Consider the following 24,438-nt stretch of genomic DNA (forward strand, 5'->3'; position numbering starts at 1 on the left):
GTAGTTCAGTCGGTTAGAATACCGGCCTGTCACGCCGGGGGTCGCGGGTTCGAGTCCCGTCCGCTGCGCCATATTCGCCTCAGAGCCCTTGAACTCTCTGAAGCTACAAAGAAAGCGACCTTAGGGTCGCTTTTTTTATGCCTGCGATTCCTTCGCACCTGTACCTCGTCAGCGGCGACACGCAATCAAACCGCGCGCGAAAAACGCGATCTGATGCACAATACGCCCCGTACCGTTTTCCTCAGGATCGTTAATGCCCATGTCCTTCTCCTTGCGTACCGCGGTAGTTGCCTTGTGTCTGGCCGGCCTCGCAGGTTGTTCATCGAATAAGCCGACGATTTACGATCATGAAAGCTTCGATGACTCAGGCACGTTCTCGCGCAATTACCCGGTGAGTGACAAGGTCTCTTGCGAAGCCGCGCGCCGTGCATTGCTGAGCCAGGGCTACATCATCACCAGCAACGATCCGAAAATGATCAGCGGCCACAAGAGCTTTCAGCAAAGTGGCGAAAGCCATCTGGAAATCAGCTTTAACGTGGTGTGTGCCGACGACGGTGGCTCGGCGCACCACGCCACCATGTTCGCCAACGCCTTGCTCGACCGTTATGCACTGAAAAAAGTGAATAACTCGGCCAGCCTCGGGGTGGGTGTGCTGGGGTCTGTGTCGATGCCGATCGGTTCGTCCGACGACTCGATGGTCAAAGTGGCCAGTGAAACCGTGTCGTCCCCGGATTTCTATGACCGCTATTTCTCGTTGGTTGAAGTGTTCTTGCCCAAGGATGCGAAAAAAGCGACCCAAGCCGATGACAAGCCCAAGGCTGAACTGGGTGTGCCTGAAGCCGCTGTAAAGCCACAGGCCGCGCCTGTCGCGCCGGCAGTGGTTCCGGCTGCTCCTGCAACGCCTGCGGCCCCTGAACCTGCGCCAAAGCCTGCTGCTGAGCCTGCGGGAGAAGCCACAAGCTCCAAGCCCGTAGCGCCGCCTGCAGACTTGCAGCCGATCGTGCCGATTGAAACGCCAGTCACTCCGGCGGCGGTCACTCCGCCTGCCGCAGAGAAATCTGTTGAAACACCTTCAGAGAAAACCACAGAACCGGTTGCCCCGGCGCCAACGTCCCCCGTCACGCCGCCAGCCGAGTCGCTAAAGCCTGCTGTACCCGCCGTGCTAGAGCCTGCGTCGGCACAATAAAGGGTTGCACAAAATTTCTGAGGTCTGCTACGTTTAAAGTCAGTGCTGGACAGGCCCGCGAAGGTGTCATTTAACCTTCATGCGCGCGCCTTAAGCTCAACCAGCGCCACTCAGGCATGACGTGAACCAACAGGCTTTAAAGAGGATGCAACCATGGACGACTATCAAGAAGAACTGCTCGAGTACCAGGCCTCGGAGTTGGACTCCCCAGAGTCTGCTGACGACGCGACTGAGCTTTGAATCAGGCCAATTGACGCTGGCGACGACGGAACTCTCCTGGAGTCTCCGCGTTCCAGCGCTTGAAAGCCCTCTGAAACGCCTCGGCTGAAGCAAACCCCAACAAATAGGCAATCTCGCCAAAAGCCAGTTCCGTGTCACGGATATAGGTCATCGCCAGATCCCGCCGCGTGTCATTCAAAATCGCGCGAAACTGCGTGCCTTCTTCTGCCAGCTTGCGACGTAAGGTCCAGGTCGGTAGCTTCAAACGTGCTGCCACTTCTTCCAGATCCGGTTCCCGGCCACCATTGAGCAAAGGCCCCAACAATTGCGTGATGCGTTCGCGCAGGCTGCGGGTGCGGGTCAGGTGTTCCAGTTCACGCTCACACACCTGCAACAGGCTTGCCCAGGTGCTCGGGCAGTGCACAGGGTTGCGCAGATCCAGGGTCGCGTGGCTCAGGCGGATCTGATTGGTCTCGGCACGAAAGTTCACCGTCGCCTCGCTCAATGAGCGGTAGTGCTCGGCGTATTCCGGCTCGCTGAACTCAATATCAACCTGCTCGCAGCGCAAAGCTTGATTGGCCACCGACGACAGCTGTTGCAGCCAGCCCGCGATGATCGAGTCCACCACAAAGCGGTTGTAGGCGTTATAGGGGCTGATGGAGTAAAACCGCAACCAGGCGCCCTGAGCATCTTCGTGCAGGCTCGACTGGCCGCGATAGTTGGAGCCGTACAACGGTTCAAAACGGGTGAGGGTGCGGGCCGCTTCACGCACCGTCGGGGCCTGGGCCGCAGTAACTCCGGCCAGACCCGCTTGGGGTAAACGGCTCAAATGGCCCATGCGCAAGCCCAGTGCCGGGTCGCCGGTGAGCGCGATCGCGGCATGCCCTAAACGCATATAGCGCGGGATCGACAAGCGCGCCGAAGGCTGCGCCAATCTGGCCGGGTCGAGCCCGTATTGATCCAGCAGCGGCTGCGGGTCATGGCCGTGGCTGCGGATGGCCTCGGCCAAGGAATCGACAAATCCGACAGAAAGGTCACCCAAACGCATCGGCAGCGGTTTCATGGTCTTACAGCCACACGTTCAACAAGCGGGCACCATCGCCGGTGTTATTGGCGCTGGTTTTACCGTCGCGGCTGATAAAGCCATGCCCGGAGCTGCGCTTGTCCCAGAACTTGCCACGCAGAAACACCGTGACGCCCGCTTCGGCTGTGCTGCTGGGCACGCTGCTGGTCAGCGTCAGGCGGTGCCAGGCTTCACCTTCGGACACTTCGCCGGGCTTGAGGCTGATCTCGCTGGGCGTCAACACACTTTTGTAGCCGCCCCACGGTTGCTCCCACGTGTTTTTACCCATGATGAACGCCGGCACTGCGATCATTTGCGCGCCGTGCTCGTTCAAGGTTCGGTAGTGCTCGGGGTACCAGCTGTCACTGCCAATCAAAATGCCCAGGCGCCCGGCGGGGGTGTCGACCACATTCAACTGATGATCGGGGCTTGGCTGGATATAGCTCTGCTCTTCGTAGGTCGGTAGCAACTGGCGCTGGGGTGTCCCCAGCGGCGCGCCATCACGGCCAAACACCACGCTGCTGTTGTACAGCGGGCCATTGCCCGGCACCAGCTTGCCATCCTCAATGCGCGGGTCGGGCAGGGCGATGCTGCCAGCCACCAACGTGACGCCAAATTCTTTGGCCAGGCCGCCAAACAGGCTCTGGTAATCGCGCGCCATCGAACGGGCCTTCATGCGCAGATGCGCATCGTTGGTCCGGCTGTCGCCATCTGCGCGCAGCCAGGCATTGGCAAAGGCCAGCGGGTGGCTGAGTACCAGCATGTGCATGGCTTCATTCAAATTGGCGGCCTGGTACAGCTCGTTCTTCTCACCCTCAAACACCAGCCAACTGCCGATGTGCTCAGGCAGCACCACCACTGTTTTATCGTTGAGCAGCCCGTCATTGCGCGCGCTGTTCAAGTACGCAGCGAGCTTCAAACGCACCAGGTCCAGGCTTTGAAAGTCGCGCGGCGACAGGTCGGGCTCGATGCCCAGCAGATTGCCACGGCCCTGATCAACGCCCTCATTGATGGCCAATTCCACCCGCAGATCAGACAAGTAATGACTGGCCGGGCGTTGTCCGGTCCAGTATCCGTAGCCTGCGCCAGCGGCGACCAGGGCGGTCAATAAGGTACAAGTAAATAATTTACGCATGAGAACTAAAGCGGTAACCGTGTGCAGAATTCGTCGACTAGGGTAGGTCGCTCAGCCCGGCTTGCCAAGGGGGGCTGCGCATTAAGGTTAGGAGTTTGTCATTTTGGGTCATTGAGCGGGCCCGGGAGTGCCTTTACTGTGCCAGACACAACCGACGAGGGCCAAAGAGCACCTCGCTTTCCGTGATTTAGCCTGTAACGGAGCATTCCTGATGACCGCCTCCCACTACCCCCATTTGCTCGCCCCGCTGGATCTGGGCTTTACCACTCTGCGTAACCGCACCCTGATGGGCTCGATGCACACCGGCCTTGAAGAGCAGCCGGGCGGGTTTGAGCGCATGGCCGCCTATTTTGCCGAGCGGGCCAAAGGGGGCGTCGGCCTGATGGTCACTGGCGGTATTGCGCCCAACGACGAGGGCGGGGTGTACAGCGGGGCGGCCAAGCTGAGCACGGCTGAAGAGGCGGAGAAGCATCTGGTCGTGACCCGGGCCGTACACGCCGAAGGCGGCAAGATCTGCTTGCAGATCCTTCACGCCGGGCGCTACGCCTACAGCCCGCGACAAGTCGCGCCGAGCGCCATTCAGGCGCCGATCAACCCGTTTACCCCCAAAGAGCTGGATGAAGCGGGCATTGAGAAGCAGATCAGCGATTTCGTGACCTGCGCCCAACTGGCGCAAAGTGCCGGTTATGACGGCGTTGAGATCATGGGCTCCGAAGGTTATTTGATTAACCAGTTCCTTGCCGCCCAGACCAACCATCGTACCGACCGCTGGGGCGGCAGCTACGAAAACCGCATGCGCCTGGCGCTTGAAATCGTGCGCCGCACCCGTGAAGCGGTAGGGCCGAACTTCATCATCATTTATCGCCTGTCGATGCTCGATCTGGTGGCCGGTGGCAGCGATTGGGAAGAAATCGTGCAACTGGCCAAGGCCGTGGAGCAGGCTGGCGTGACCCTGATCAACACCGGGATCGGCTGGCACGAAGCGCGCATTCCGACCATCGCCACCAAAGTGCCACGCGGCGCGTTCAGCAAAGTCACCGCCAAGCTGCGGGGTTCGGTCAGCGTGCCGCTGATCACCACCAACCGCATCAACACGCCCGAAATCGCCGAGCAGATCCTTGCCGAAGGGGATGCCGACATGGTCTCCATGGCGCGCCCGTTTCTGGCCGACCCGGAGTTCGTCAACAAAGCCGCCGCCGGTCGCAGCGACGAAATCAACACCTGCATTGGCTGCAATCAGGCGTGTCTGGACCACACCTTCGGCGGCAAGCTGACCAGTTGCCTGGTCAACCCGCGGGCCTGCCACGAAACCGAACTCAACTACCTGCCGACCATTGCCGTGAAGAAAATCGCTGTGGTCGGTGCCGGGCCTGCGGGGCTCTCGGCGGCCACGGTAGCCGCTGAACGCGGGCATCAGGTCGCGCTGTTTGACTCGGCCAGTGAAATCGGCGGCCAGTTCAATGTGGCCAAGCGCGTGCCGGGAAAAGAAGAGTTCTACGAAACCCTGCGTTACTTCTCGCACAAACTGCGCACCACCGGCGTTGAGCTGCGGCTCAATACCCGCGTGGATGTGCAGCAACTGGTGGCGGGCGAATTTGACGAAATCATCCTGGCCACCGGCATTGCCCCGCGTACCCCGGCGATTCCTGGGGTCGGCCACCCTAAAGTGCTCAGCTACCTGGACGTGATTCTGCAGCGCAAGCCGGTGGGTGCCAGCGTCGCAGTGATCGGTGCGGGCGGTATTGGCTTTGACGTGTCCGAGTTCCTGGTGCAAGAGGGCGAGGCCACCAGCCAGAACCGCGAAGCGTTTTGGCGCGAGTGGGGCATTGATAGCCGTCTTGAGGCACGCGGCGGTGTGGCCGGGATCAAACCCGAGGTACATGCCCCGGCGCGTCAGGTGTACCTGTTGCAGCGCAAAGCCAGCAAAGTGGGTGACGGCCTGGGCAAAACCACCGGCTGGATCCACCGTGCCGGTTTGAAGAACAAACACGTGCAAATGCTTAACAGCGTGGAGTACCTGAGCATCGACAACGATGGTCTGCATATCCGCATTGGCGAAGGCGAGCCGCAGGTGCTGCCCGTCGACAACATCGTGATCTGCGCCGGGCAAGACCCTTTGCGCGAACTGCAGGATGGCCTGCTGGCTGCCGGCCAGAGCGTGCACTTGATCGGTGGCGCCGACGTGGCCGCCGAACTGGATGCCAAGCGCGCGATCAACCAGGGCTCGCGACTGGCGGCACAGCTCTAAGAAGCACAGCATCCTGTGGGAGCGGGCTTGCTCGCGAGCTATTGATCTTGATCTGGCTTGTGATCTTGATCTAAGAGGCCCCGTTAAACCACGCTGGCCGAACGCAGGTGTTGCGCAGTGGGTAACCCGGCAGGACGCCGGGTTAGCCGCGACACGGCCAGGGATGGCCGATCGCGGCGGGCCCACGGAGCAAGGCCTGTGGTGAGGGCATGCCGAGCCTCAGCGAGGCACCGAGGGGTTGGGGCAAAAAGCGTTTGGTTACTTTGCGCTTTCAAAGTGACGCGGCGTAAGGCCGGAACCCTAAGTGGCCGTTGCCGCAGCAATGGATATGTACATAAAAGCCAAAGCCCCCTCACCCTAGCCCTCTCCCGAAGGAGAGGGAACCGATTGGGGGGCGCCGAAGATACTCGCTGTCCTGTTTGCTGCGCGACAGCGCGGCGTCGAAGATGGGGCGGCCCCTCCTACGGGTGCTTGGGGCGTGCGTCCAAGGTCATGTGTTCGGCCAGGAAGTCGACGAACACGCGCAACTTCGGTAGCAAGTGGCGGCTGCTGGGCCACAGCACCGAAAATCGCCCGTGGGCGCTGATGTGATCGGCCAGCACGGCGACCAATTGCTGGCTCTGCAACGCCTGGCGTACGGCAAAGTCGGGCACGTAAGCCAGGCCAAAACCGCCCGTAGCGGCGCTGATCAATGCTTCCAGATTGTTGAACACCAGCGGGGTTGAGCGCTTCCACAGGCTGTCGTCCTCGTCGCGGGTGAAGGTCCATTCCTGCAACTGGCCATTGCTGGGGAACCGGTAGCGCAGGCACACGTGCCGCTTCAAGTCGTGAGGCGTCTGCGGTACACCCTGGCGGGCAAAATAGTCCGGTGCGCCGACCAGCACAAAGTGGAAGGTGCCCAGCGGCTTGCTCTTGAGGCGCGAGTCGGCAAAGTCGCCGCTGCGGATCACCGCGTCCATGCCTTCGCCAATCACATCGACCATGCGGTCGCTGAAGTCCATGTCCAGCTCGATCTCGGGGTAGCGCCGGGTGAACTCACTGAGTATTGGCAGCAACATGCGGTAGCCAATCGCGGGCAGGCTCACGCGCAAGCGACCGCGTGGTGCATCCCGCGATGAGTGCAGTTCGGCCTCGGCTTCTTCCAGTTCATCGAGGATCTTGCTGCAACGCTCAAAAAACAGCGTGCCGCCCTCGGTCAGGCTCAAGCGTCGGGTGCTGCGATTGAACAGGCGCACGCCGAGCCCGTCTTCCAGGCGCGCCACGCTCTTGCCAACGGCTGAAGCCGAAATCCCCAGCCGCTCGGCGGCGGCCACGTAACTGCCCAGTCTGGCGGCAATCACGAACGCATTCAGACCACTCAAACTTTCCATGTGCTGCCTTTATTAAGGAGTTTTGGTTGGGTTAGAGCGGATTTATAGCCTGTTTTTATCCGATTGGATCGCTTTTATCCTCGTCGAACCTTCTTTTGCTGGGCCATCTGGCCGGAGCGTTTCCCATGAGTCTTGATCGCACACCCAGCGTGTCCGCTGGCTGGACCTTGCTCGCCGTCTGCACGGCGGCGCTGATTCTGCCGCTAAGTTTTTCCGGTGGTGCGCTGGCCACGCCCGCCATTGGCCTTGATCTGGGCGCCGGGCCGCTGGCGCTGACCTGGATCACCAACGCCTTTATGTTGAGTTTTGGCAGTTTGTTGATGGCCGCCGGCACCCTGGCGGATCGCTATGGGCGTAAACGCATGTTTGTGTCGGGCGTTGGCGTGTTTGTCCTGGCGTCGTTGGCCCTGGGCTTGGCGCCGAACATTGTCTGGCTGGACGGGCTGCGCGCTTTACAAGGTGTCGGCGCCGCCGCGGCCTTGGCGGGCGGCAGTGCGGCCTTGGCCAATACGTTCGAAGGGCGCAGTCAGACCAAGGCATTCAGCCTGTTGGGCACCAGCTTTGGCGTCGGTCTGGCGCTGGGGCCGATTCTGGCCGGGGTGCTGATCGAGCATATCGGCTGGCGCGCGGTGTTTGTCTCAGGCGCGTTAATCGGCGGGCTGGCATTGCTGATGGCGATCCCGATGATGCACGAGTCCAAAGACCCGCACGCCAGCAAGCTGGACGGTAAAGGCACCGTGAGTTTTACCGCCGCACTGGTGCTGTTTACCTGGGGCATATTGCTGGTGCCGAGCACCGGCTGGAACAGCGCGCCGGTCATCGGCATGTTGCTTGGGGCGCTGGTATGCGTATTGGCGTTTGTGCGGATTGAACGCCGAGTGGCGCGGCCTATGCTCGACCTGTCACTGTTCCGTTACCCGCGTTTTGTCGGCGTGCAATTGCTGCCGATGGCCACCTGTTTTTGTTTTGTGGTGCTGCTGGTGTTGCTGCCGGTCCGTTTGATTGGCATCGAAGAGCGCAGTGCAACCGACACCGGGTTGCTGATGATTGCCTTGTCGGCGCCGATGCTGATCGTGCCCTATCTGGCAGGCGTGTTGACCCACTGGGCCTCGGCGCGGGTGTTGTCGGCAGCGGGTTTGTTGATCGCGGCGGCCGGGTTGTTGCTGCTGAGCCGGGTGGGGATCAATCAGCCGACCTTAGAGTGGGTTGTCCCGCTGCTGGTGATCGGCATCGGTACGGGGTTGCCGTGGGGTTTGATGGACGGGTTGTCGGTGAGCGTCGTGCCCAAGGAGCGTGCGGGCATGGCCACCGGTATCTTCGGCACCACCCGTGTTGCGGGCGAGGGGATTTCGTTGGCGATTGTCAGCGCGCTGCTGGCGGTATTGATTCAACGCCATTTGCCCAGCCAAAGCGCGGGGGCGGCGCAGTACCTTGCAACGGGCGACCTGAGCCAGGCCGCGGGTGTGGCCCAAGGGCTGGAACAGGCCGTGCTGGGCGCGGCCTACTTGCAAGCGTTTCAGGTGCTGCTTTACGGGCTGGCCGCCCTGACCGTGGCCGTTGCCCTGCTGATCCTGTGGTTTTTGCGCCAAAACCCTGTAGCCGCTGCCGCAGGCTGCGATGGGGTGCGCAGCACTCCCGCTTCTGAATAAAAGCGAAGGTCCTGCGGCAGCGACTACAGAAGATCAATGCACGATCTGCGCAAGGAAGGCTTTGGCCCTCGGGCTTTTCGGGGCGTTGAAGAAGTCTTCGGGCGGGGAGTCTTCGATGATCATGCCGCCATCGAGAAACAACACCCGCTCGGCCACTTGCCGGGCAAAGCCCATTTCGTGGGTCACGCACAACATGGTCATGCCGCTGCCGGCCAGTTTGACCATCACGTCCAGCACTTCGCTGACCATTTCCGGGTCCAGGGCCGAGGTCGGTTCATCAAACAACATGATCTTGGGCTCCATACACAGCGCCCGGGCAATCGCCACGCGCTGTTGCTGGCCACCAGAGAGCTGGCTCGGGTATTTGTCGGCCTGGCTGGCAATGCCGACTTTTTCCAGAAAGTGCTGGGCCAGTTCCACGGCTTTTTTACGCGGCAATCCGCGTACCGACATCGGCGCCAGAATGCAGTTGTCGAGCACGCTCATGTGCGGGAACAGGTTGAAGTGCTGGAACACCATGCCGATTTCGCTGCGCACTTTGGCCGCTTCACGGCTGGGCTGTGACAGGTCGGTGCTGTTGACCAGGATCTGGCCTTTTTCAGCGATTTCGAGGCGGTTGATGCAGCGGATCAAGGTCGATTTGCCCGAGCCGGACGGGCCGCACAGGACGATACGCTCGCCTTCGTGCACTTTCAGGTCGATGCCTTTGAGTACATGGAACGCGCTGTAGTACTTGTTCAGGCCCGAGATATCCACCACCACCTTGCGGGTGTCAGTCGATGGCGACACGGGGTTATGAACGTAAGCAGAATGAGCTTGCATAGTGTGTCTCCAACGATCAGTTAAAGCGCTCGGCGCTGTAGGGAGTCGGGTCGGTAAAAGGTGTTTCGCCGGTCATCATTTCTGCCAGCAGGCGCCCGCTGACCGGGCCCAGGGTGAGGCCGTGGTGGGCATGCCCAAAGTTGAACCACAAGCCTTTGTGCCGACTGGCCGGGCCGATCACCGGGCACATGTCCGGCAGGCACGGGCGGCGCCCCAGCCACGGCTCGGCATCGACACGCGGGCCGAGCGGATACAGGCGTTGGGCGCGTTCTTCACAGCGGCGCAGCTGGATTTCATTGATCGGGTCATCGCTGTCGGCAAATTCGATGCCGGTGGTCAGGCGAATACCGCCAACCATGGGCGCCAACACGTAACCGCCGATTGAATCGAGGATCGGGTGCTGCATGGTGTGGCCGTCTTTGGCGGCGTAGTGCATGTGGTAACCACGCTTGATCGCCAAGGGGATGCGATAGCCCAGCGGCTCGAAAATCCCTCGGGCCTGCGGACCCAATGCAACCACCACTTCATTGGCCACGATCAGGCCTTTTTGGCTGTCGACCTGCCATTGCCCGGCGGTCGCCCGCAAGCTGTTGGCGTCGCCGATCACAAAGCGGCCGCCGCGCTGGACAAACAGTTCGGCGTAACCGCGGGTCAAGCCGCCGGGGTCGCTGACGGTCTTGGGGTCGAGCCAGTGAATGCCGCCCAGCACGTCGCTGTGCAGGCCCGGTTCAAGGGCATGCACCTGTTGCTTGTCGAGTACGCGGTAGTTGAGCTTGAACCGACCCAGGGCCGCCGCGTCACGCTGGGCTTTGTCGAAGTCTGCCGCGGTGCGGTACACCTCGACCCAGCCGCTGTCCTGAATCAGCCCGGTCATGCCCGCAGGTTCTGCAAGCAGGTCGTGCTCACTTACGCACTTTTCAATCAGCGGCAGCATTGCCTCAGTGGCTTTGGCCAGGCCTTTGCTGCCGGACTGCTGCCAGTACTGCATCAACCACGGCCCGGCTTTGGGCAGGTGCTTGAGGCTGTAACGCACATCGGGTTGCTGATTGAGCCCGTAACGGAGCAAACGGGAGAGCTCACGCGGGAACGAATACGGGATCACGCTGGCGCGCTCGATCAGCCCGGCATTGCCGTGGCTGGTGCCGCTGCCCGGTTGGTCGCGGTCAAGCAAGACTACGTTGCGTCCGCGGGCCTGGAGTTGCAACGCGGTACTGACGCCGACAATGCCGGCCCCCAGAACGAGAGTGTCGCAATGCATAAACAAATCCTTAAAACAGGGGCCATGTGTGCAGCCCGAACAATAGGCTTACTGCAGATGGCGGCTGAGGCGGCCTTCGATAAATTTGAGGGTACGGCGCACGATCTCGACGATCAGCAGGTACAGCACGGCGGCCCACAGGTACACCTGGAAATCGAACGTGCGGGCAAAGACCATTTTGGTCACGCCCATCAGGTCATAGATGGTCACCAGGGAGGCGATGGCGCTGGCCTTGATCATCAAAATCAGCTCGTTGCCCAGCGGGCCGATGGCCACCAGCAGCGACTGCGGCAGGATGACCTTGCGAAACGTCGTCCAGCGCGACAGGTTCAGTGCCTTGCACGCTTCGCGCTGGCCTTGGGCTACCGACATGATGCTGCCGCGCAGAATCTCGGCCTGGTACGCCGCCGTGTTCAAGGTAAAGGCCAGCAGGGTGCACAGCCAGGCATCGCGGAAGAACCACCACAGGCCGATGTCTTGCCAAAAGCCCTTGAACGAGCCGAGGCCGTAATACAGCAAGAACAACTGCGCCAGCAGCGGCGAGCCTCGGAAGAAGTACACGTAGGCGCCGGTGAAATTGCGCAGCAGACGATTGCTGGACAAGCGCCCCAGCGCAATCAACAAGCCCAGCAACGCGCCGAGGGTGAATGAAATCGCCACCAGCTTGGCGGTCACCAGCAGCCCGTCAATAAAGCGCGGGGCGTAGCGTTCGAGTAATTCGGGGTCGAGAATCAAGTTTTGCAGATCCGCCAGGCTCATGACTGCACGCTCCGTATGTGGCGGTTGAAGTAGCGTTCCATAAAGGCGAACAGACGCCCGGAAATCGCCGAGAAAAACAGGTAGATAAAGCACGCAACGGTGTAGAACAGCATCGGGTCTTTGGTCACGCTGACCGCCAGGTTGGTTTGGCGCATCAGGTCGACCAGGGCGATGGTTGAGACCAGCGAGGTGTCCTTGAGCAGCGACAGCCAGTTGTTCGACAGGCCGGGCAGGGCGATGCGTGCCAGTTGCGGCAGCAGCACTTTGCGAAAGGTAGTGAACTTCGACAGGCCCAGCGCCGAGGCGGCTTCGTATTGCCCTTTAGGGATGGTCTTGAACGCACCCAGCCAGATCTCGCTGGAGAACGCGGCAAACACCAGGCTGAAGGCAATCATGGCGGCAACAAAGGTATTGATCGTGAACTGCACGTCATAGCCCATGGCCTCAAGGATTTTTTGCGCGGCGATCTGGCAGCCGTAGTAAATGATCAGCAGCGTCAGCAGTTCCGGCAAACCACGGAACACCGTGGAAAAGGTCGTGGCCCACGCGCGCATCCAACGGTTTTTCGAGCGCGCGGCAACGGCCACCAGCAGCCCCAGCGGCAAACCGATGGGCAGGCAGCTCAAGGCCAGGGCAATGGTCACCAGCGAGCCGGCCAGTAGCGCTGAGCCCCAGCCGCCACTGGCAAATGAGAGAAGTGAAAGTTGTTCGAGCATGCTCGAGTCCCCGGTCAAAAAAAGGCGAATTTCAGCCACTGCGCACCATGGGTGCGCAGGGCAGGCTCATCGGCAGGGAAGCCCTCAACCGAGGGCGAAAGACTTAGTAGATGTCGAAGTCGAAGTACTTGCTGGAGATCTTTTTATAGGTGCCGTCGGCGACGATTTCATCCAGCGCCTTGTTGAAGCGTTCACGCAGGGCGTCATCGTTTTTGCGCACGGCAATGGCGGCGTCGTCCAGGGTGCCGTCTACGTCGCCAATGATTTTGCAGCAGTCCTTGCCGGTTTTATTGACCCACTCCAGCAGCGGAAATTTGTCGGCGATCACCACATCAACCCGCTCGTTGGCCAGTTCGCTGTTGGCTTCATCCAGGGTCGGGTACAGTTTGATGTCGGCTTTTTTGTAGTGGGACTCGGCGTACAGGCTTTGCGTGGCCGCGCTTTGGGCGCCCACGGTCTTGCCGGCGAAGTCAGACTGGGCATCGGTGATGGTCGAGTCTTTGGCCACGGCGATGGACAGCGGGGTGCGGTAGTAGTGGTTGGTGAACGCAATTTTCTTTTTGCGTTCTTCGTTGACGATCATCGAGGCGACAATGGCGTCGTACTTCTTGGCCATCAAACCGGCAATGATGCCGTCCCAGTCCTGGGCGACGATGGTGCACTGGGCGTCCATGCGCTTGCACAGCTCTTCGGTGATATCGACGTCGAAGCCGTGCAGTTTGTTGTCCGAATCAACGTAGTTGAATGGTGGGTAAGCGCCTTCTGTGGCGATGATCAGTTTGTCGGCCTGGGCGTTGGCCGCGACCGCGAACACCATTGCACAAGCACTGGCAAAGCGAAGGACGTTGTTCATCTAGCACCTCGTTTTATTGTTTTGATCCGGGTGAGGATGTGTAACCCACGAACTCATTGTGTAAGGCCGCGGTTGCCTCAAGACGCTTCTCAACGTCAGGCCCCAGTTGTTTGCACACTTCATTGATGAGCAGGTGCACCAGCGACAGCATGGCTGCGGTGGATTCCCAGAACAGATTGAATTCGGTCGGTACGCGAAACACTTCATCGGCGCAGGCATCGGCCCAGTCGCAAAAAGTGTCGGTCACCAGCGTGACCGGGATGCCCGCTTCGCGCGCTTTGCGGCACAGTTGCTGGGCGTGGCGCGAATACCGGCGGGCTTCAAACACCACCAGCGCGCAATCGTCGGCCGGGCACAGCAACACATCGGCGTAATGCCCGGCAGCGCCATCGACCAACTGCACGCCATCACGCAGGTATTGCAGCAAATGCACCATGGAGGCGGCGATGCCGCGCTCGGTCTGGAACCCCGCGACAAACACTTTGCGCCGGGTCGCCAGGCGCTGGCTGACGGTCTGCCAGGCGGGGGTGAGGCTGTATTCGTAAACCTTGACCAGGGCTGCGACTTCCAGTTCAAAGCTGCGCGGCAATGCCTGCGGGCTTTGGCTCGATTGCTGGCGGAATTCTTGCAGGCGATCTCCGACCAGCCACGGGCCATCGCCGAGGTCGTCCTTGAGATCGTTTTTCAGTTCTTTGAAATGGCTGTAACCCAGCGCACGGCAGAAGCGCCCAACGCTGGACTCGCTGACACCCAGCTTGGCGGCAATGTCGGCGGCGGTCTGAAACGGCAGCTCGTAGAGGTTCGCCAGCATATAACTGGCAATCGCCCGGCCCGAAGGCGCGGCGGTAGACAGACTGCTTTCAAGGCGTTGTTTAATGGACTGACTCACGGCTGCTTCCTGTTCTTGTTTCAGCGCGTTGCAGAAAGTGAATGTTTTCTGTCATTAAGTCAAGAATTGACAGAGAACTGTCATCGCAGGATAGTGCTTTACCGTCATAACTCGACAATAACAACGAGATCGGAGCCCCCTAATGTCCCAGCCCGTCACCGCCACATCGGCCACCGAGTCGCTTTCACTGAGCGAACTGACCGCTTTGCTGCAACAGATTTTTGAGCGTCACGGCACCTCCCGTGCCGTGGCGCAGGTGCTGGCCGACAACTGTGCCCGGGCTCAGCGCGACGGTTCATACAGCCACGGGGTGTTCCGCATTCCGGGGTATCTGGCGTCGCTGGCGAGCAACTGGGTCGATGGCCAGGCCGTCCCCAAGGTTGAAGACGTGGCCTCCGGTTTTATCCGTGTGGACGCCGCCAATGGTTTTGCGCAACCGGCTCTGGCGGCGGCCCGCGAGCTGCTGGTTGAAAAGGCCCGCAGCGCCGGGATTGCCGTGCTGGCGATTCGCAATTCGCACCACTTCGCGGCGTTGTGGCCCGATGTTGAGCCGTTTGCCGAAGAAGGTCTGGTGGCCTTGAGCGTGGTCAACAGCATGACCTGCGTTGTGCCCCACGGTGCGCAAAAACCGTTGTTTGGCACCAACCCGATCGCCTTCGCGGCGCCCCGTGAAGGCGCCAGCCCTATCGTTTTCGACCTGGCCACCAGCGCCATTGCCCATGGCGACGTACAGATCGCTGCGCGCAAAGGTCACTTGTTGCCAGCGGGCATGGGTGTCGACAAACAGGGCGAGCCAACTGAAGACCCTAAAGCCATCCTCGACGGTGGCGCCTTACTGCCGTTTGGTGGTCACAAAGGCTCGGCGCTGTCGATGATGGTCGAGTTGCTGGCGGCGGCGTTGACGGGTGGCAACTTCTCGTTTGAATTCGACTGGAAAAAACACCCTGGCGCGCAAACCCCGTGGACCGGCCAGTTGCTGATCGTGATTGACCCGAGCAAATCCGGCGGTAACAGCTTCGCCCAGCGCAGCGCCGAACTGGTACGGCAGATGCACGCCGTGGGCCTTGAACGCATGCCGGGTGACCGACGCTTTATCGAACGCGCCAAGTCCCTGGAAGCCGGCATTCCGTTGGGCGTAGAAGAATTGGCCAAACTGCGCGCATTGGCTGAATAACCCCACCCTCATCCTGTAGGAGTTGCCGCAGGCTGCGATCTTTTTAAGCTCAAAAGATCGCAGCCTGCGGCAACTCCTACAAGGTCATGAATTTTCGGATCAAATTCGGTGTGCACCCGGTCCAGCGTTTCAGCGCACGGCGGAAGTTGGCCGGGTCGTTGAAGTTCAAGTATTCGGCCACCGCCTCGTTGCTGAACCCCTTGATCTGATACAGGTACAGCGCCACGTGTTTGCGCGCCTGGTCTTGCTGGGCCTGAAAGTGCGTGCCGTGTTTGTTTAGTTTGCGCTTGAGGGTGGCCTGGCTCATCGCAAAATGCTGGGCCACTTCTTCCAGGCCAGGGGCGCGTTGCGCCTGATCGCGCAGGTGCACATACAACCGGTCAAGCAGGCTGGCGCTGAAGCCAAGGTCGTGCAGTTGGCTTTGCGCTTGCTGGTGCGCGACTTGCCGGGCAATCGCCGAGGCATTCGGCCATGGACGGGTCAGGTATTCGCGGGGCAGGCGCATCAGGTCAAGCTGGCCCCCGAACTGGGTGTTTTCGCCCAAGTGCACCCAGTACTGCTCCACGTAGCGTGGCTCGGGGTAGCTGAAGCTGCACTCCCACGGCAAGCGCTCGCCGCTGAGCCATTGGCTCATGGATTTGAAGGCGGTCATGCTGGCTTCCTGGACAAAGCGCAATTGCTCTTGGGCGCCGCAACTGTCGAGCCAATACACATACGCGTAGCGCTCATCCAGCAACAGCCGTGGCGTCAGCAAAGGGCTGAGCAGCGCCCGATGGTGGATGACGGTTTCCAGCGCCTGATGCAGATTTTGCGCCTGTTGCAGGGCATGGCTGGCCGGGCCGTAGTGGCCCGGCAACAAGCGTTGACCGAACAGAAAGCTGCTGTCATCGGCCCCCAGCAAGCGCTGGGCATTGGCGATCAGGCCGAAGAACTGTTGTGGGCTCAGGCGCGTATTGCCGCCGACGATGTCGTCATAGAACAAGCCGGTGCCGCGCAGCAGCCGATGGCTGTCGATGTCGCGGGACAACGCCAGGTCAATCAGGGTTGCGGGTTGGTAGTGCCCGGGTATAAAGCGCGTGTCGGCTTCATACCAGCGGCTGTCGAGGCTCATGCCCGTTTGCTCCGTACCGGTTTGGCCCGCGCCAGGGCGAGATTCAAGCGTTTGAGCAATTCATCGGGGGCTTCGTTGAAGGCCATGACCACCGCCGTGCTGGCCGACAAATAGACCCGCTCGCCATGCTGGCGGGTTTTGTGCGCCAGGCTCTGCACGGCCTGTTGCAGCTCCAGTGCCAGCACCCGAGCCTGGCTTTCGCCGGTGTTTGGCAGCAGCACCACAAAGCGGTCGCCGGCCAGGCGGCAGAGCAGGTCGTGGCGGCGTAGATTGAGCAGCAACAGCTGACTCAAGGCTTGCAGCACCGCGTCGCCTTCCGCGTGGCCATAGTGCTGATTGAGCGAGGCGAAATCGTCGATGTCCAGTGCAAGTAACGACAGCGGTTGTTGCTGCTCAAGGCTCTGCGCCATGCAGTCGCTGACCTGACGCTTGAGGTAATCGGCACCGCCCAGCGGGGTGAGTTTGTCGAACAGGCGATGCTCGCGAAAAATGCGTTCGCGCTTTTCCATCTGCTGGTTGATGGCTTGCTGTTCACGGTGCCAGTGGTACAGGCCGATGGTTAGCAGAACCATCCCGACTGGCATCGGCCCGGATTCCAGCCAGTGGTTCCAGCCAAGGTGTTTGGGCAGGCGGATAAATTCGTCGAGAACGTCCATCCACCAGGAAAAGAAGATGCAGCACAGGCCGATCGACAGGTAATTGGTGACCCGTCCTGTGGGGCGGCTTTTAAGCACCAGCACCAGCCACAGCAGCACAAACAGCGCGGTGCCGCCTTCGCCGATGATGTCCAGCCACTGCCATTCGTGAAAGGCCTTGGGCGTGCCGAACGCCAGGTTCAGCAACACGCCGATATTAGCGGCCAGAACCAGCAGCCCGAGTTTCCAGCGATGGTGCTTAAGGATGTTGAGCCAAGTCATGACGGGTCTACCCAAACGTAATGCAGGCCAGCAGAACAGAGCTCTGTGACAGCGATGTTACGAGGTGTGAGGGTCGAATCAGCTCAAGGGTCCTGTCCAAAATCGTGGGATACCCACTGTGTAGGAGCGAGCTTGCTCGCGATCTTTTGATCTTTAAAAGCTCGCGAGCAAGCTCGCTCCTACAGTGCGGTGGTCCGATTCAGGTCAAATCAGCTCATCCGGCGCGGATTACCCCCCTAAAAGCCTCTATTTCCGGGGTGTGTGCTTAGCACTGTCACGGCACTGTCATTGAGCACCCCTAGCGTTCGCTCCCAAGTTGTCGGGCCATTTGCCTGGCCTTAAGCGCGAATTTGGGGGAGAGCAAACATGTACAAGGGTCGCAGCAAGACGCAATGGGTAGGCTTTACGTTCAGTGCATTGGCCATGGCCATTGCCAGCGAACGCTTGAGCGCCGCCGAGGCTTCGGTCGCCGGTGCCACTGAACACGTTGAAGTGGTCGGGCAGGCCGTGAGCCTGGACAAGGCGCTCAAGCAGCAACGCAATTCGGACACTATCCAAAGCGTGGTGCACGCCGATGGCGTCGCGCAGCTGCCGGACGCCAACGTTGCCGAAGCGGTACAGCGCCTGCCGGGCATCAGCATTGAGCGCGATCAGGGCGAAGGCCGCTTCGTCAGCGTGCGTGGTTTGGGCCCGGACCTGAACAGCGTGACCATCAACGGCACGCTGGTGCCGTCCCCTGAAAGCAAACGCCGCGCTGTTGCCCTCGACGTGTTGCCCTCTGAACTGGTGCAGTCGCTGTCGGTGATCAAAACCCTGACCCCGGACATGGACGCCAACTCGCTGGGCGGCACGGTCGACGTGCAAAGCCTGTCGGCCTTTGACCACGACGGCCTGTTCTACACCGCCACCACCCAGGCCGGTTACAACAAGAACACCCACCAGACCAGCCCCAAAGTGTCGGGCGCCATCAGTGATCGCTTCAGCCTTGGCGACGGCATCGACAACTTCGGTGTGGCGGCAGCCCTGAGCTGGAACAAGCGCGATTTTGGCTCGGATAACGTCGAAACAGCCGGTGCCTGGGACTTTACCGACGGTGCCAAGCTCAACAGCTTCGAGCAGCGGGTGTACGACATCAGTCGCGAGCGCTCAGGCGGCGGTCTGAACTTCGACTACAAGCCCGACGACGACACCAAACTCTACCTGCGTACGCTGTACAGCCGCTTCAAAGACAGCGAGATCCGCAACTCGGACGCGATTGAATACGCCAACCCGCAAGCCGAAGGCGAATTGGGCAAGGCCAAAGCCAAGCGCAAACTCAAACAGCGCGACGAGACCCAGGAAATCCAGTCTTACGTGTTCGGCGGCGAGCGCAGCATGGGCCTGTGGACCCTGAGCGGGCAGGCCGGTTACAGCGAGTCCAGCGAAGACAGCCCGGCGGGCATTGCCGGGGCGACTTTCAAAAGCATTTCAAGCTTCCCCGACAGCGGCTGGTACGACTCGGAAAAGCCCCGGCCGATCATCGGCGCGGGCTTCTATGACCCGGCCAACTTCATCCTCGACAAAGTCGACGTGAAGAAAGAAATCACCAAAGACAAAGAAAAGAACATCCGCCTCGACCTGGCGCGCGATTACGACGTGGACGGCTACGCCTCGCAGTTCAAGTTCGGCGGCAAAGTCAGCCGTCGCAGCAAGGACAACGACACCGAAGCCTGGACCTACAAAAACTTCTCTAAGTTGGGCTTCAGCGATGACCAGTTGAACCTCGACCGCTTCAGCAAGGGCGAGCTGGATTACTCCCTCGGCCGTTATGGTCCGGGCATCAGCGCAGGGGCGATCAAAGATCTGATCGGCGGGCTGAACCGCGACAAGTTCTACAACGAGCAGGATTCGCGGGTGAACGACTTCACCCTGCACGAAGACATCAACTCGGCGTACCTGATGAACACCGTAGACATCGACGACTGGCGCTTTATCACCGGTCTGCGCTACGAAGGCACCGAGTTCGACGCTAAGGGCACGGGCATCCGCAACGGTGTGTATGAAGCCCAGAACACCAAACGCGACTACCACCACTGGTTGCCGGGCCTGCATGCGCGTTACCAGTTGGCGAAAAACACCCAGGTGCGTGCCGCCTGGACCAACGCCGTGGTGCGCCCGACCTTCGGCCAATTGGCGCCGGGCTTTGTGATCGAGGATGACAAGGCTGAATTCGGCAACCCGAACCTCAAACCGCTGGAGTCGAGCAACTTCGACCTGGGCATTGAGCACTTCATGGGGCAAGCCGGTACGGTGTCGGCGTTCCTGTTTTACAAAGACATCAAAAACTTCGTCTACAACAATGACCTGGCCGGTACGGGCGCGTGGCGCGACTTCACCGAGGCGCATTCTTATGCCAACGGTGACAACGCCAAGCTATACGGGCTGGAGCTGGCCTACTCGCAGAAATTCGACTGGTTGCCTGCGCCCTGGAACGGCGTGATTGTCGGCGCGAACACCACTTTCAGCCGCTCCAACGCCAGCATTAAAGGCTACGACGCCGCGTCCGGGCAAACCCTCAAGCGCGACATCGACTTGCCGAGCCAGTCCAACACCGTCGGCAACCTGATGCTCGGCTGGGAAGACGACAAGCTCAGCGTGCGTCTGTCAGCCAACTACAAATCGGCCTACCTCTATGAACTGGCCGGGGTCAACGACAAAGCCCACGACACCCATGTGGCTGCGCAGACCTTTGTGGACTTCAGCGCGCGTTACTCGCTGACCAAAAACCTGCAAGTGAGCTTTGACGCGCAGAACCTGACCGACCAGCCGTACTTCGTCTACAGCGGCAACAGCCGCTACAACAACCAGTACGAAGAGTACGGCCCAACCTACTCTGTAGGCCTGACCTTCACCCATTTCTAAAGCATTGGACGTTTTCTGTAGCCGCGGCCGTTGGCTGCGATAAGGGCCGCAGGACCTTCGCTTTCGAGCAAGAGCGGGGTCGCTGCGCAACCCATCGCAGCCTGCGGCAGCGGCTACAGATACGGCTTCAACGGACGGTATATCCATGTTTCTTTTGTTCAAACACCCACCGCGGCTTTTACCTTTGCTGGTATGCCTGGCAGCAGGCAGCGCACAGGCGGCGCAAATCACCGCGCCAACCCTGCAACCCTGGGGCACGGGCAAAGCCCAGGCGCTGAGTTACCTGCCCACAGGCGATGATCGCCTGGCCGTGAGCAAGCGCGACGGCGTGCTGCTGCTCGATGCGCAAGGCAAAACCCTGAGCCAGATTGCCGGTTCGTTCGCCGGGCTCGACAGCCGCCCGCTGGGCGACAACGTACTGGTGGCCAGCCAGGACAAGGCCAGGCAGCAAGTCGCGTTGTTCAGCCTGGACCCGAAAACCCGCGAGTGGCAAACACCGACGTACCTGCCCAAACGCGACTACGCGGTAAATGGCGTGTGCCTGTACCGCGATCAGGCGAGCAATCTGTACCTGTTTACCGTGGGTGAAGAGGGCAAGGGTGAGCAATGGCTGGTGGCGGCGGGCAGCAAACAACTGGCCGCACCGCTGTTGGTGCGCAACTTGCCAATGCCGCCGCAAGCCAAGTTCTGCCAGGTTGAGGATGCGGCGCAGCAATTGTTCGTCAATGAAGAGAACGTCGGCTGGTGGGCTTACCCGGCCCATGCCGAGTCTGACGTTGAGCGCTTGCCGGTGGCCATCGTCGAGCCCTTCGGCAACGTCAAAAAGGCCGCAGGCGCCATGGCCGTGGTGCCTGGTGGCTTGCTCGGGCTGGACCCCGAAGCCGTGCAATTGAACCTCTATCAGCAGCAAGGCAAGCGCTGGTCGCCGGTGGCCAGCCTGGCGCTTGACGGTGTGACCGAGCCTGAGCATCTGGCCCTGCGTGAAACCGCCATAGGGCTGGATGTGCTGGTGCAGGACGGCGCGACCAATCGTCTGTTCGAAGGCACCCTCAACTGGAAAGCCACGCCGGTGGCTCTGCCGCCCGTGCTGGCGGTGGTCAAGCCGCTGGTGCAGACCGACGTGGTGATGAGCCAGGGTGATGCCGCCGACGACCCGGCGATTTGGGTCAACCCCAAAAATCCGGCGCAGAGCCGCCTGCTGGGCACCAACAAACAGCAAGGGCTTGAGGTGTACGACTTGCAAGGCAAGCGCGTGCAGCACTTGCCGGTAGGGCGCCTGAACAACGTCGATGTGCGCTCGGGGTTCACCTTGGGATCGCGCACCGTTGACCTGGCGGTCGCCACCAATCGAGATCACAACAGCTTGAGCGTGTTCAGCATTGATCGCGAGTCTGGCGAGTTGAAAGCCGTGGGCGAGATCGCCACGCCGGTCAAAGATATCTACGGGTTCTGCCTGTTCAAGGCGCCGTCGGGCGAGATCTACAGCTTCGCCAACGACAAGGACGGGACCTTTGTGCAGCACCGTCTGTTTGCCAAGGGTGACCAGGTGCAAGGTGAACTGGTACGCCAGTTCAAGGTGCCGACCCAGCCTGAAGGTTGCGTCGTCGATGACCAGCGCCAACGCCTGTTTTTGGGCGAAGAAGATGTGGCGGTGTGGGCCGTGGATGCCCGCCCGGATCAGCCCGCCACGTTGACCAGCGTGATCAAGGTCGGTGAGCAGGTGCATGACGACATCGAAGGGTTGGCGCTGTACCAGACCGAAAAAGACAACTACCTGGTGATCTCAAGCCAGGGCAATGACAGCTACGTGGTGGTCGATGCCGAGCCGCCGTTTGCCCTGCGCGGTGCCTTCCGGGTGGGCGTGAACGCCGAAGCCGGAATTGACGGCACCTCCGAAACCGATGGTCTCGACGTGACCTCAGCCAACCTCGGCGGGCCGTGGAGCAAAGGCATGCTGGTGGTGCAAGACGGCCGCAAGCGCATGCCCGAGCAAGCCCAGAACTTCAAGTACATCCCGTGGAGCGACGTGGCCAAGGCCTTGCACCTGCCATAACCCGGTCACACGGGGGGTGTATTTAAATCAACAGTCATCAGGAGTTACAACATGCAAGCAACCATGGAACACATGACCATTTGGGGGCTGATCAACGATGCCAGCCTGCTGGTGAAAGGCGTGATGTTGATACTGCTCGCGGCCTCGGTATTGAGCTGGTTCTTGATCGTGCGTCGTAGCGCCATCCTGCGCCGCAGCGAGCGTGACATTGAAAGCTTTACCCAGCGCTTGCGGGCGCCGGGAGACCTGGGCGCGCTGTACCGTGAAAGCCGCGACGCCAGCAACCCGGACGCCGGTGCCGAGCAGGTGTTTGTGGCGGCCTACAGCGAATACGCGCAGCTTCGCCAGCAGCCGGGCATTGATGCTGACGGGCTGATGCAAGGCATTGAACGCTCGCTGTACGTGGCCATTACCGAGCAGGAAATCCGCCTCGAAAAAGGCCTGCAATTTCTGGCCACCGTTGGCTCGGTCAGCCCGTATATCGGCCTGTTCGGCACCGTGTGGGGGATCATGAATTCCTTTATCGGTTTGTCCCAAGTGCAACAGGCCACGTTGTCGACCGTGGCACCAGGCATTGCCGAAGCCTTGATTGCCACCGCGATTGGCTTGTTTGCCGCGATCCCGGCGGTCATCGCCTACAACCGTTTCTCGTCCCGTGGGCAAACCCTGCTGACCCGCTATTACAGCCTCGGCAATGAACTGCAAATGCGCTTGTACCGTGGCTTTCATGCAGGTTCACGGAACATGGCCGCTGCCGCTTAACAGGGAGTTTGAAGATGCTTGCTCGACCACAGCGCAAACACGGGCCCAAGGCCGAAATGAACGTAGTGCCTTACATCGACGTGATGCTGGTGCTGCTGGTGATTTTTATGGTGACTGCGCCGATGTTGACCCAGGGCGTCAAAATCGACCTGCCCAAAGTCGCCAGTGAAGCGTTGGCCAATGACACCCGGCAGAAAATCCTCACCTTGTCGGTCAAGGCCGATGGCGGTTACTACTGGAACCTGGGCAGCGAACTGGACACCAAAAACCAGACCGACAGCGCCGTCAGCCTTGAAGAGTTGCAAGCCAAAATCGGCCAGGTGGTGGCGCAAGACGGCGACACCCAGGTGTATATTCGAGCCGACAACGACGCCGGTTACGGCAGCGTGGTCAAGGCCATGGCGGCCTTGCAACAAGGCGGCGTGACCAACCTGGGGCTGGTCACAGAGGCTCCGCAATGAGTGCCGCGTTGATGAGTGCCGGGCACGTTGAGGCCCGGCCGCTACCGTGGACCCGGCTCTGGCACAACAGCCAGGCGGTGGCGGTCACGGTTGCGCTGCACAGTGCGGTGATTGCGTTTTTAGTGCTGGGCTGGAGCATGGAGCACGAAATGGCCGCGCCCGCGCCGAGCACCTTGAAAACCCGCCTGGTGATGATGCCCGCCGAGCCGCTGGTGGCGCCGCCTGAACCGGCACCGCAGCCGGTGGTGGTACCGCCGCCGGTGGTCGAAACCAAACCCGAAGTGGTCAAGCCGGACCCGCAGATACAGGCACGCAAACTGGAACAGGCGGCGTTGGCGCGCAAGCGGGTAGAGGAGCAAAAGCAGCTCCAAGAAGCGCAGCAAAAAATGGCGCAGCAACGCGCCGAACAGGCCGAGATGCAACGTCAGCAAGCGGCGGCTGAAGCGGCTGCGCAGCAAGCCCGGGTGGCAGCGGATAACGCCAGGCGTGCGCAACAGGCGGCCGCGGCGGCGGATGTGCGGCAATACTTGCCGATCAGCAAACAGGCCCCGGACTACCCGCAGCGTGCGCTGGACAAAGGCATTGAGGGCGATTGCACGGTTGAGTATTCGGTGACACCGCAGGGCAAGGTTGAAAGCCCCAAAGTGATCGGTGACTGCCACCCGGCGTTTATTCGCCCGTCATTGGTGGCGGCGGCCACGTTTCGCTATCAGCCGCGCATCGTCGATGGTCAGGCAGTGACAGTGCCGGGGGTGCGCAATACGTTTCACTATAAAATCCGCTAGATCAAATGCCCCTCACCCCAGCCCTCTCCCTGTATGGACCGGGGACATAGCGAACACTTTGTTCGGAGACATAGCGAACAGTTAACGAAGCTTTTTCCCTGATATTA

Annotated in this window: 20 protein-coding genes; 9 read left to right on the forward strand and 11 right to left on the reverse strand. The window is 60.7% G+C overall.

The window, feature by feature from the left end; genetic code table 11:
• Positions 1 to 253: 253 nt before the first annotated feature.
• A complete protein-coding gene (locus GHO32_RS24470) occupies positions 254 to 1,186 on the forward strand; it encodes a DUF2242 domain-containing protein (RefSeq protein ID WP_153336922.1) in 933 nt (310 codons plus the stop codon).
• Between the two features lie 241 nt (positions 1,187 to 1,427).
• Here the strand turns inward: GHO32_RS24470 and GHO32_RS24475 are convergent, their stop codons facing one another.
• Together GHO32_RS24475 and GHO32_RS24480 are read right to left on the reverse strand one after the other, a co-directional pair.
• On the reverse strand, positions 1,428 to 2,468 hold the full coding sequence (locus tag GHO32_RS24475; RefSeq protein ID WP_153336923.1) for an AraC family transcriptional regulator: 1,041 nt from the start codon (positions 2,466 to 2,468) through the stop codon (positions 1,428 to 1,430).
• Between the two features lie 4 nt (positions 2,469 to 2,472).
• Positions 2,473 to 3,603, reverse strand: coding sequence for a carbon-nitrogen hydrolase family protein (locus tag GHO32_RS24480; protein WP_153336924.1), 1,131 nt, complete (start codon positions 3,601 to 3,603; stop codon positions 2,473 to 2,475).
• Between the two features lie 211 nt (positions 3,604 to 3,814).
• Here GHO32_RS24480 and GHO32_RS24485 point away from each other — a divergent pair, with 211 nt between their 5' ends.
• On the forward strand, positions 3,815 to 5,851 hold the full coding sequence (locus GHO32_RS24485) for an FAD-dependent oxidoreductase (protein WP_153336925.1): 2,037 nt from the start codon (positions 3,815 to 3,817) through the stop codon (positions 5,849 to 5,851).
• A gap of 461 nt (positions 5,852 to 6,312) precedes the next feature.
• Here the strand turns inward: GHO32_RS24485 and GHO32_RS24490 are convergent, their stop codons facing one another.
• A complete protein-coding gene (locus GHO32_RS24490) occupies positions 6,313 to 7,221 on the reverse strand; it encodes a LysR family transcriptional regulator (RefSeq protein WP_153336602.1) in 909 nt (302 codons plus the stop codon).
• Between the two features lie 125 nt (positions 7,222 to 7,346).
• Here GHO32_RS24490 and GHO32_RS24495 point away from each other — a divergent pair, with 125 nt between their 5' ends.
• Positions 7,347 to 8,870 (forward strand): MFS transporter, encoded by a 1,524-nt coding sequence (locus GHO32_RS24495; protein ID WP_153336603.1) that lies wholly within the window; start codon positions 7,347 to 7,349, stop codon positions 8,868 to 8,870.
• A gap of 33 nt (positions 8,871 to 8,903) precedes the next feature.
• On the opposite strand, the gene GHO32_RS24500 is transcribed toward GHO32_RS24495, so the two are convergent.
• The 6 genes from GHO32_RS24500 to GHO32_RS24525 all read right to left on the reverse strand — a co-directional run bounded on the left by GHO32_RS24500 (position 8,904) and on the right by GHO32_RS24525 (position 14,167).
• A complete protein-coding gene (locus GHO32_RS24500) occupies positions 8,904 to 9,629 on the reverse strand; it encodes an amino acid ABC transporter ATP-binding protein (protein WP_082148686.1) in 726 nt (241 codons plus the stop codon).
• Positions 9,630 to 9,708: 79 nt separating this feature from the next.
• Complete coding sequence (locus tag GHO32_RS24505) at positions 9,709 to 10,950, reverse strand: FAD-binding oxidoreductase (RefSeq protein WP_153336604.1); 1,242 nt, start codon at positions 10,948 to 10,950, stop codon at positions 9,709 to 9,711.
• 48 nt (positions 10,951 to 10,998) lie between these two features.
• On the reverse strand, positions 10,999 to 11,709 hold the full coding sequence (locus tag GHO32_RS24510; RefSeq protein WP_153336605.1) for an ABC transporter permease: 711 nt from the start codon (positions 11,707 to 11,709) through the stop codon (positions 10,999 to 11,001).
• Complete coding sequence (locus GHO32_RS24515) at positions 11,706 to 12,425, reverse strand: ABC transporter permease (RefSeq protein ID WP_123748720.1); 720 nt, start codon at positions 12,423 to 12,425, stop codon at positions 11,706 to 11,708. Before GHO32_RS24515 ends, GHO32_RS24510 begins: the two co-directional genes overlap by 4 nt.
• Before the next feature lie 103 nt (positions 12,426 to 12,528).
• On the reverse strand, positions 12,529 to 13,278 hold the full coding sequence (locus tag GHO32_RS24520; protein WP_153336606.1) for a transporter substrate-binding domain-containing protein: 750 nt from the start codon (positions 13,276 to 13,278) through the stop codon (positions 12,529 to 12,531).
• 13 nt (positions 13,279 to 13,291) lie between these two features.
• Entirely contained in the window at positions 13,292 to 14,167 is an 876-nt protein-coding gene (locus GHO32_RS24525) for a MurR/RpiR family transcriptional regulator (RefSeq protein WP_048369036.1), read from the reverse strand.
• A gap of 142 nt (positions 14,168 to 14,309) precedes the next feature.
• Here GHO32_RS24525 and GHO32_RS24530 point away from each other — a divergent pair, with 142 nt between their 5' ends.
• Positions 14,310 to 15,341 carry an Ldh family oxidoreductase gene (locus GHO32_RS24530; protein WP_048369037.1) on the forward strand — a complete coding sequence of 344 codons (1,032 nt, stop codon included), beginning with the start codon at positions 14,310 to 14,312 and terminating at the stop codon, positions 15,339 to 15,341.
• Between the two features lie 76 nt (positions 15,342 to 15,417).
• Here GHO32_RS24530 and GHO32_RS24535 read toward each other — a convergent pair whose 3' ends face one another.
• Positions 15,418 to 16,452: an AraC family transcriptional regulator gene (locus GHO32_RS24535; RefSeq protein ID WP_153336607.1), complete on the reverse strand. Its 1,035-nt coding sequence runs from the start codon at positions 16,450 to 16,452 to the stop codon at positions 15,418 to 15,420.
• On the reverse strand, positions 16,449 to 17,369 hold the full coding sequence (locus GHO32_RS24540; RefSeq protein ID WP_153336608.1) for a GGDEF domain-containing protein: 921 nt from the start codon (positions 17,367 to 17,369) through the stop codon (positions 16,449 to 16,451). Before GHO32_RS24540 ends, GHO32_RS24535 begins: the two co-directional genes overlap by 4 nt.
• Before the next feature lie 366 nt (positions 17,370 to 17,735).
• Between GHO32_RS24540 and GHO32_RS24545 the strand changes: the two genes are divergently transcribed.
• The 5 genes from GHO32_RS24545 (at position 17,736) to GHO32_RS24565 (ending at position 24,331) form a co-directional block, all read left to right on the forward strand.
• On the forward strand, positions 17,736 to 20,270 hold the full coding sequence (locus GHO32_RS24545; RefSeq protein ID WP_153336609.1) for a TonB-dependent receptor: 2,535 nt from the start codon (positions 17,736 to 17,738) through the stop codon (positions 20,268 to 20,270).
• A 145-nt stretch (positions 20,271 to 20,415) separates the two neighbouring features.
• Positions 20,416 to 22,323, forward strand: a complete 1,908-nt coding sequence (locus tag GHO32_RS24550; protein WP_153336610.1) for a phytase — start codon at positions 20,416 to 20,418, stop codon at positions 22,321 to 22,323.
• A 51-nt stretch (positions 22,324 to 22,374) separates the two neighbouring features.
• A complete protein-coding gene (gene tolQ / locus GHO32_RS24555; protein WP_048369042.1) occupies positions 22,375 to 23,085 on the forward strand; it encodes a protein TolQ in 711 nt (236 codons plus the stop codon).
• Positions 23,086 to 23,099: 14 nt separating this feature from the next.
• Positions 23,100 to 23,546 carry a protein TolR gene (gene tolR, locus GHO32_RS24560; protein WP_153336612.1) on the forward strand — a complete coding sequence of 149 codons (447 nt, stop codon included), beginning with the start codon at positions 23,100 to 23,102 and terminating at the stop codon, positions 23,544 to 23,546.
• Positions 23,543 to 24,331 (forward strand): energy transducer TonB, encoded by a 789-nt coding sequence (locus GHO32_RS24565; protein ID WP_153338176.1) that lies wholly within the window; start codon positions 23,543 to 23,545, stop codon positions 24,329 to 24,331. The genes tolR and GHO32_RS24565 overlap by 4 nt, the downstream gene beginning before the upstream one ends.
• Positions 24,332 to 24,438: the final 107 nt, after the last annotated feature.

The organism is Pseudomonas sp. FSL R10-2189 (genome assembly GCF_009600325.1).
In the GTDB taxonomy this organism is placed as follows: Bacteria; Pseudomonadota; Gammaproteobacteria; order Pseudomonadales; family Pseudomonadaceae; genus Aquipseudomonas; species Aquipseudomonas helleri.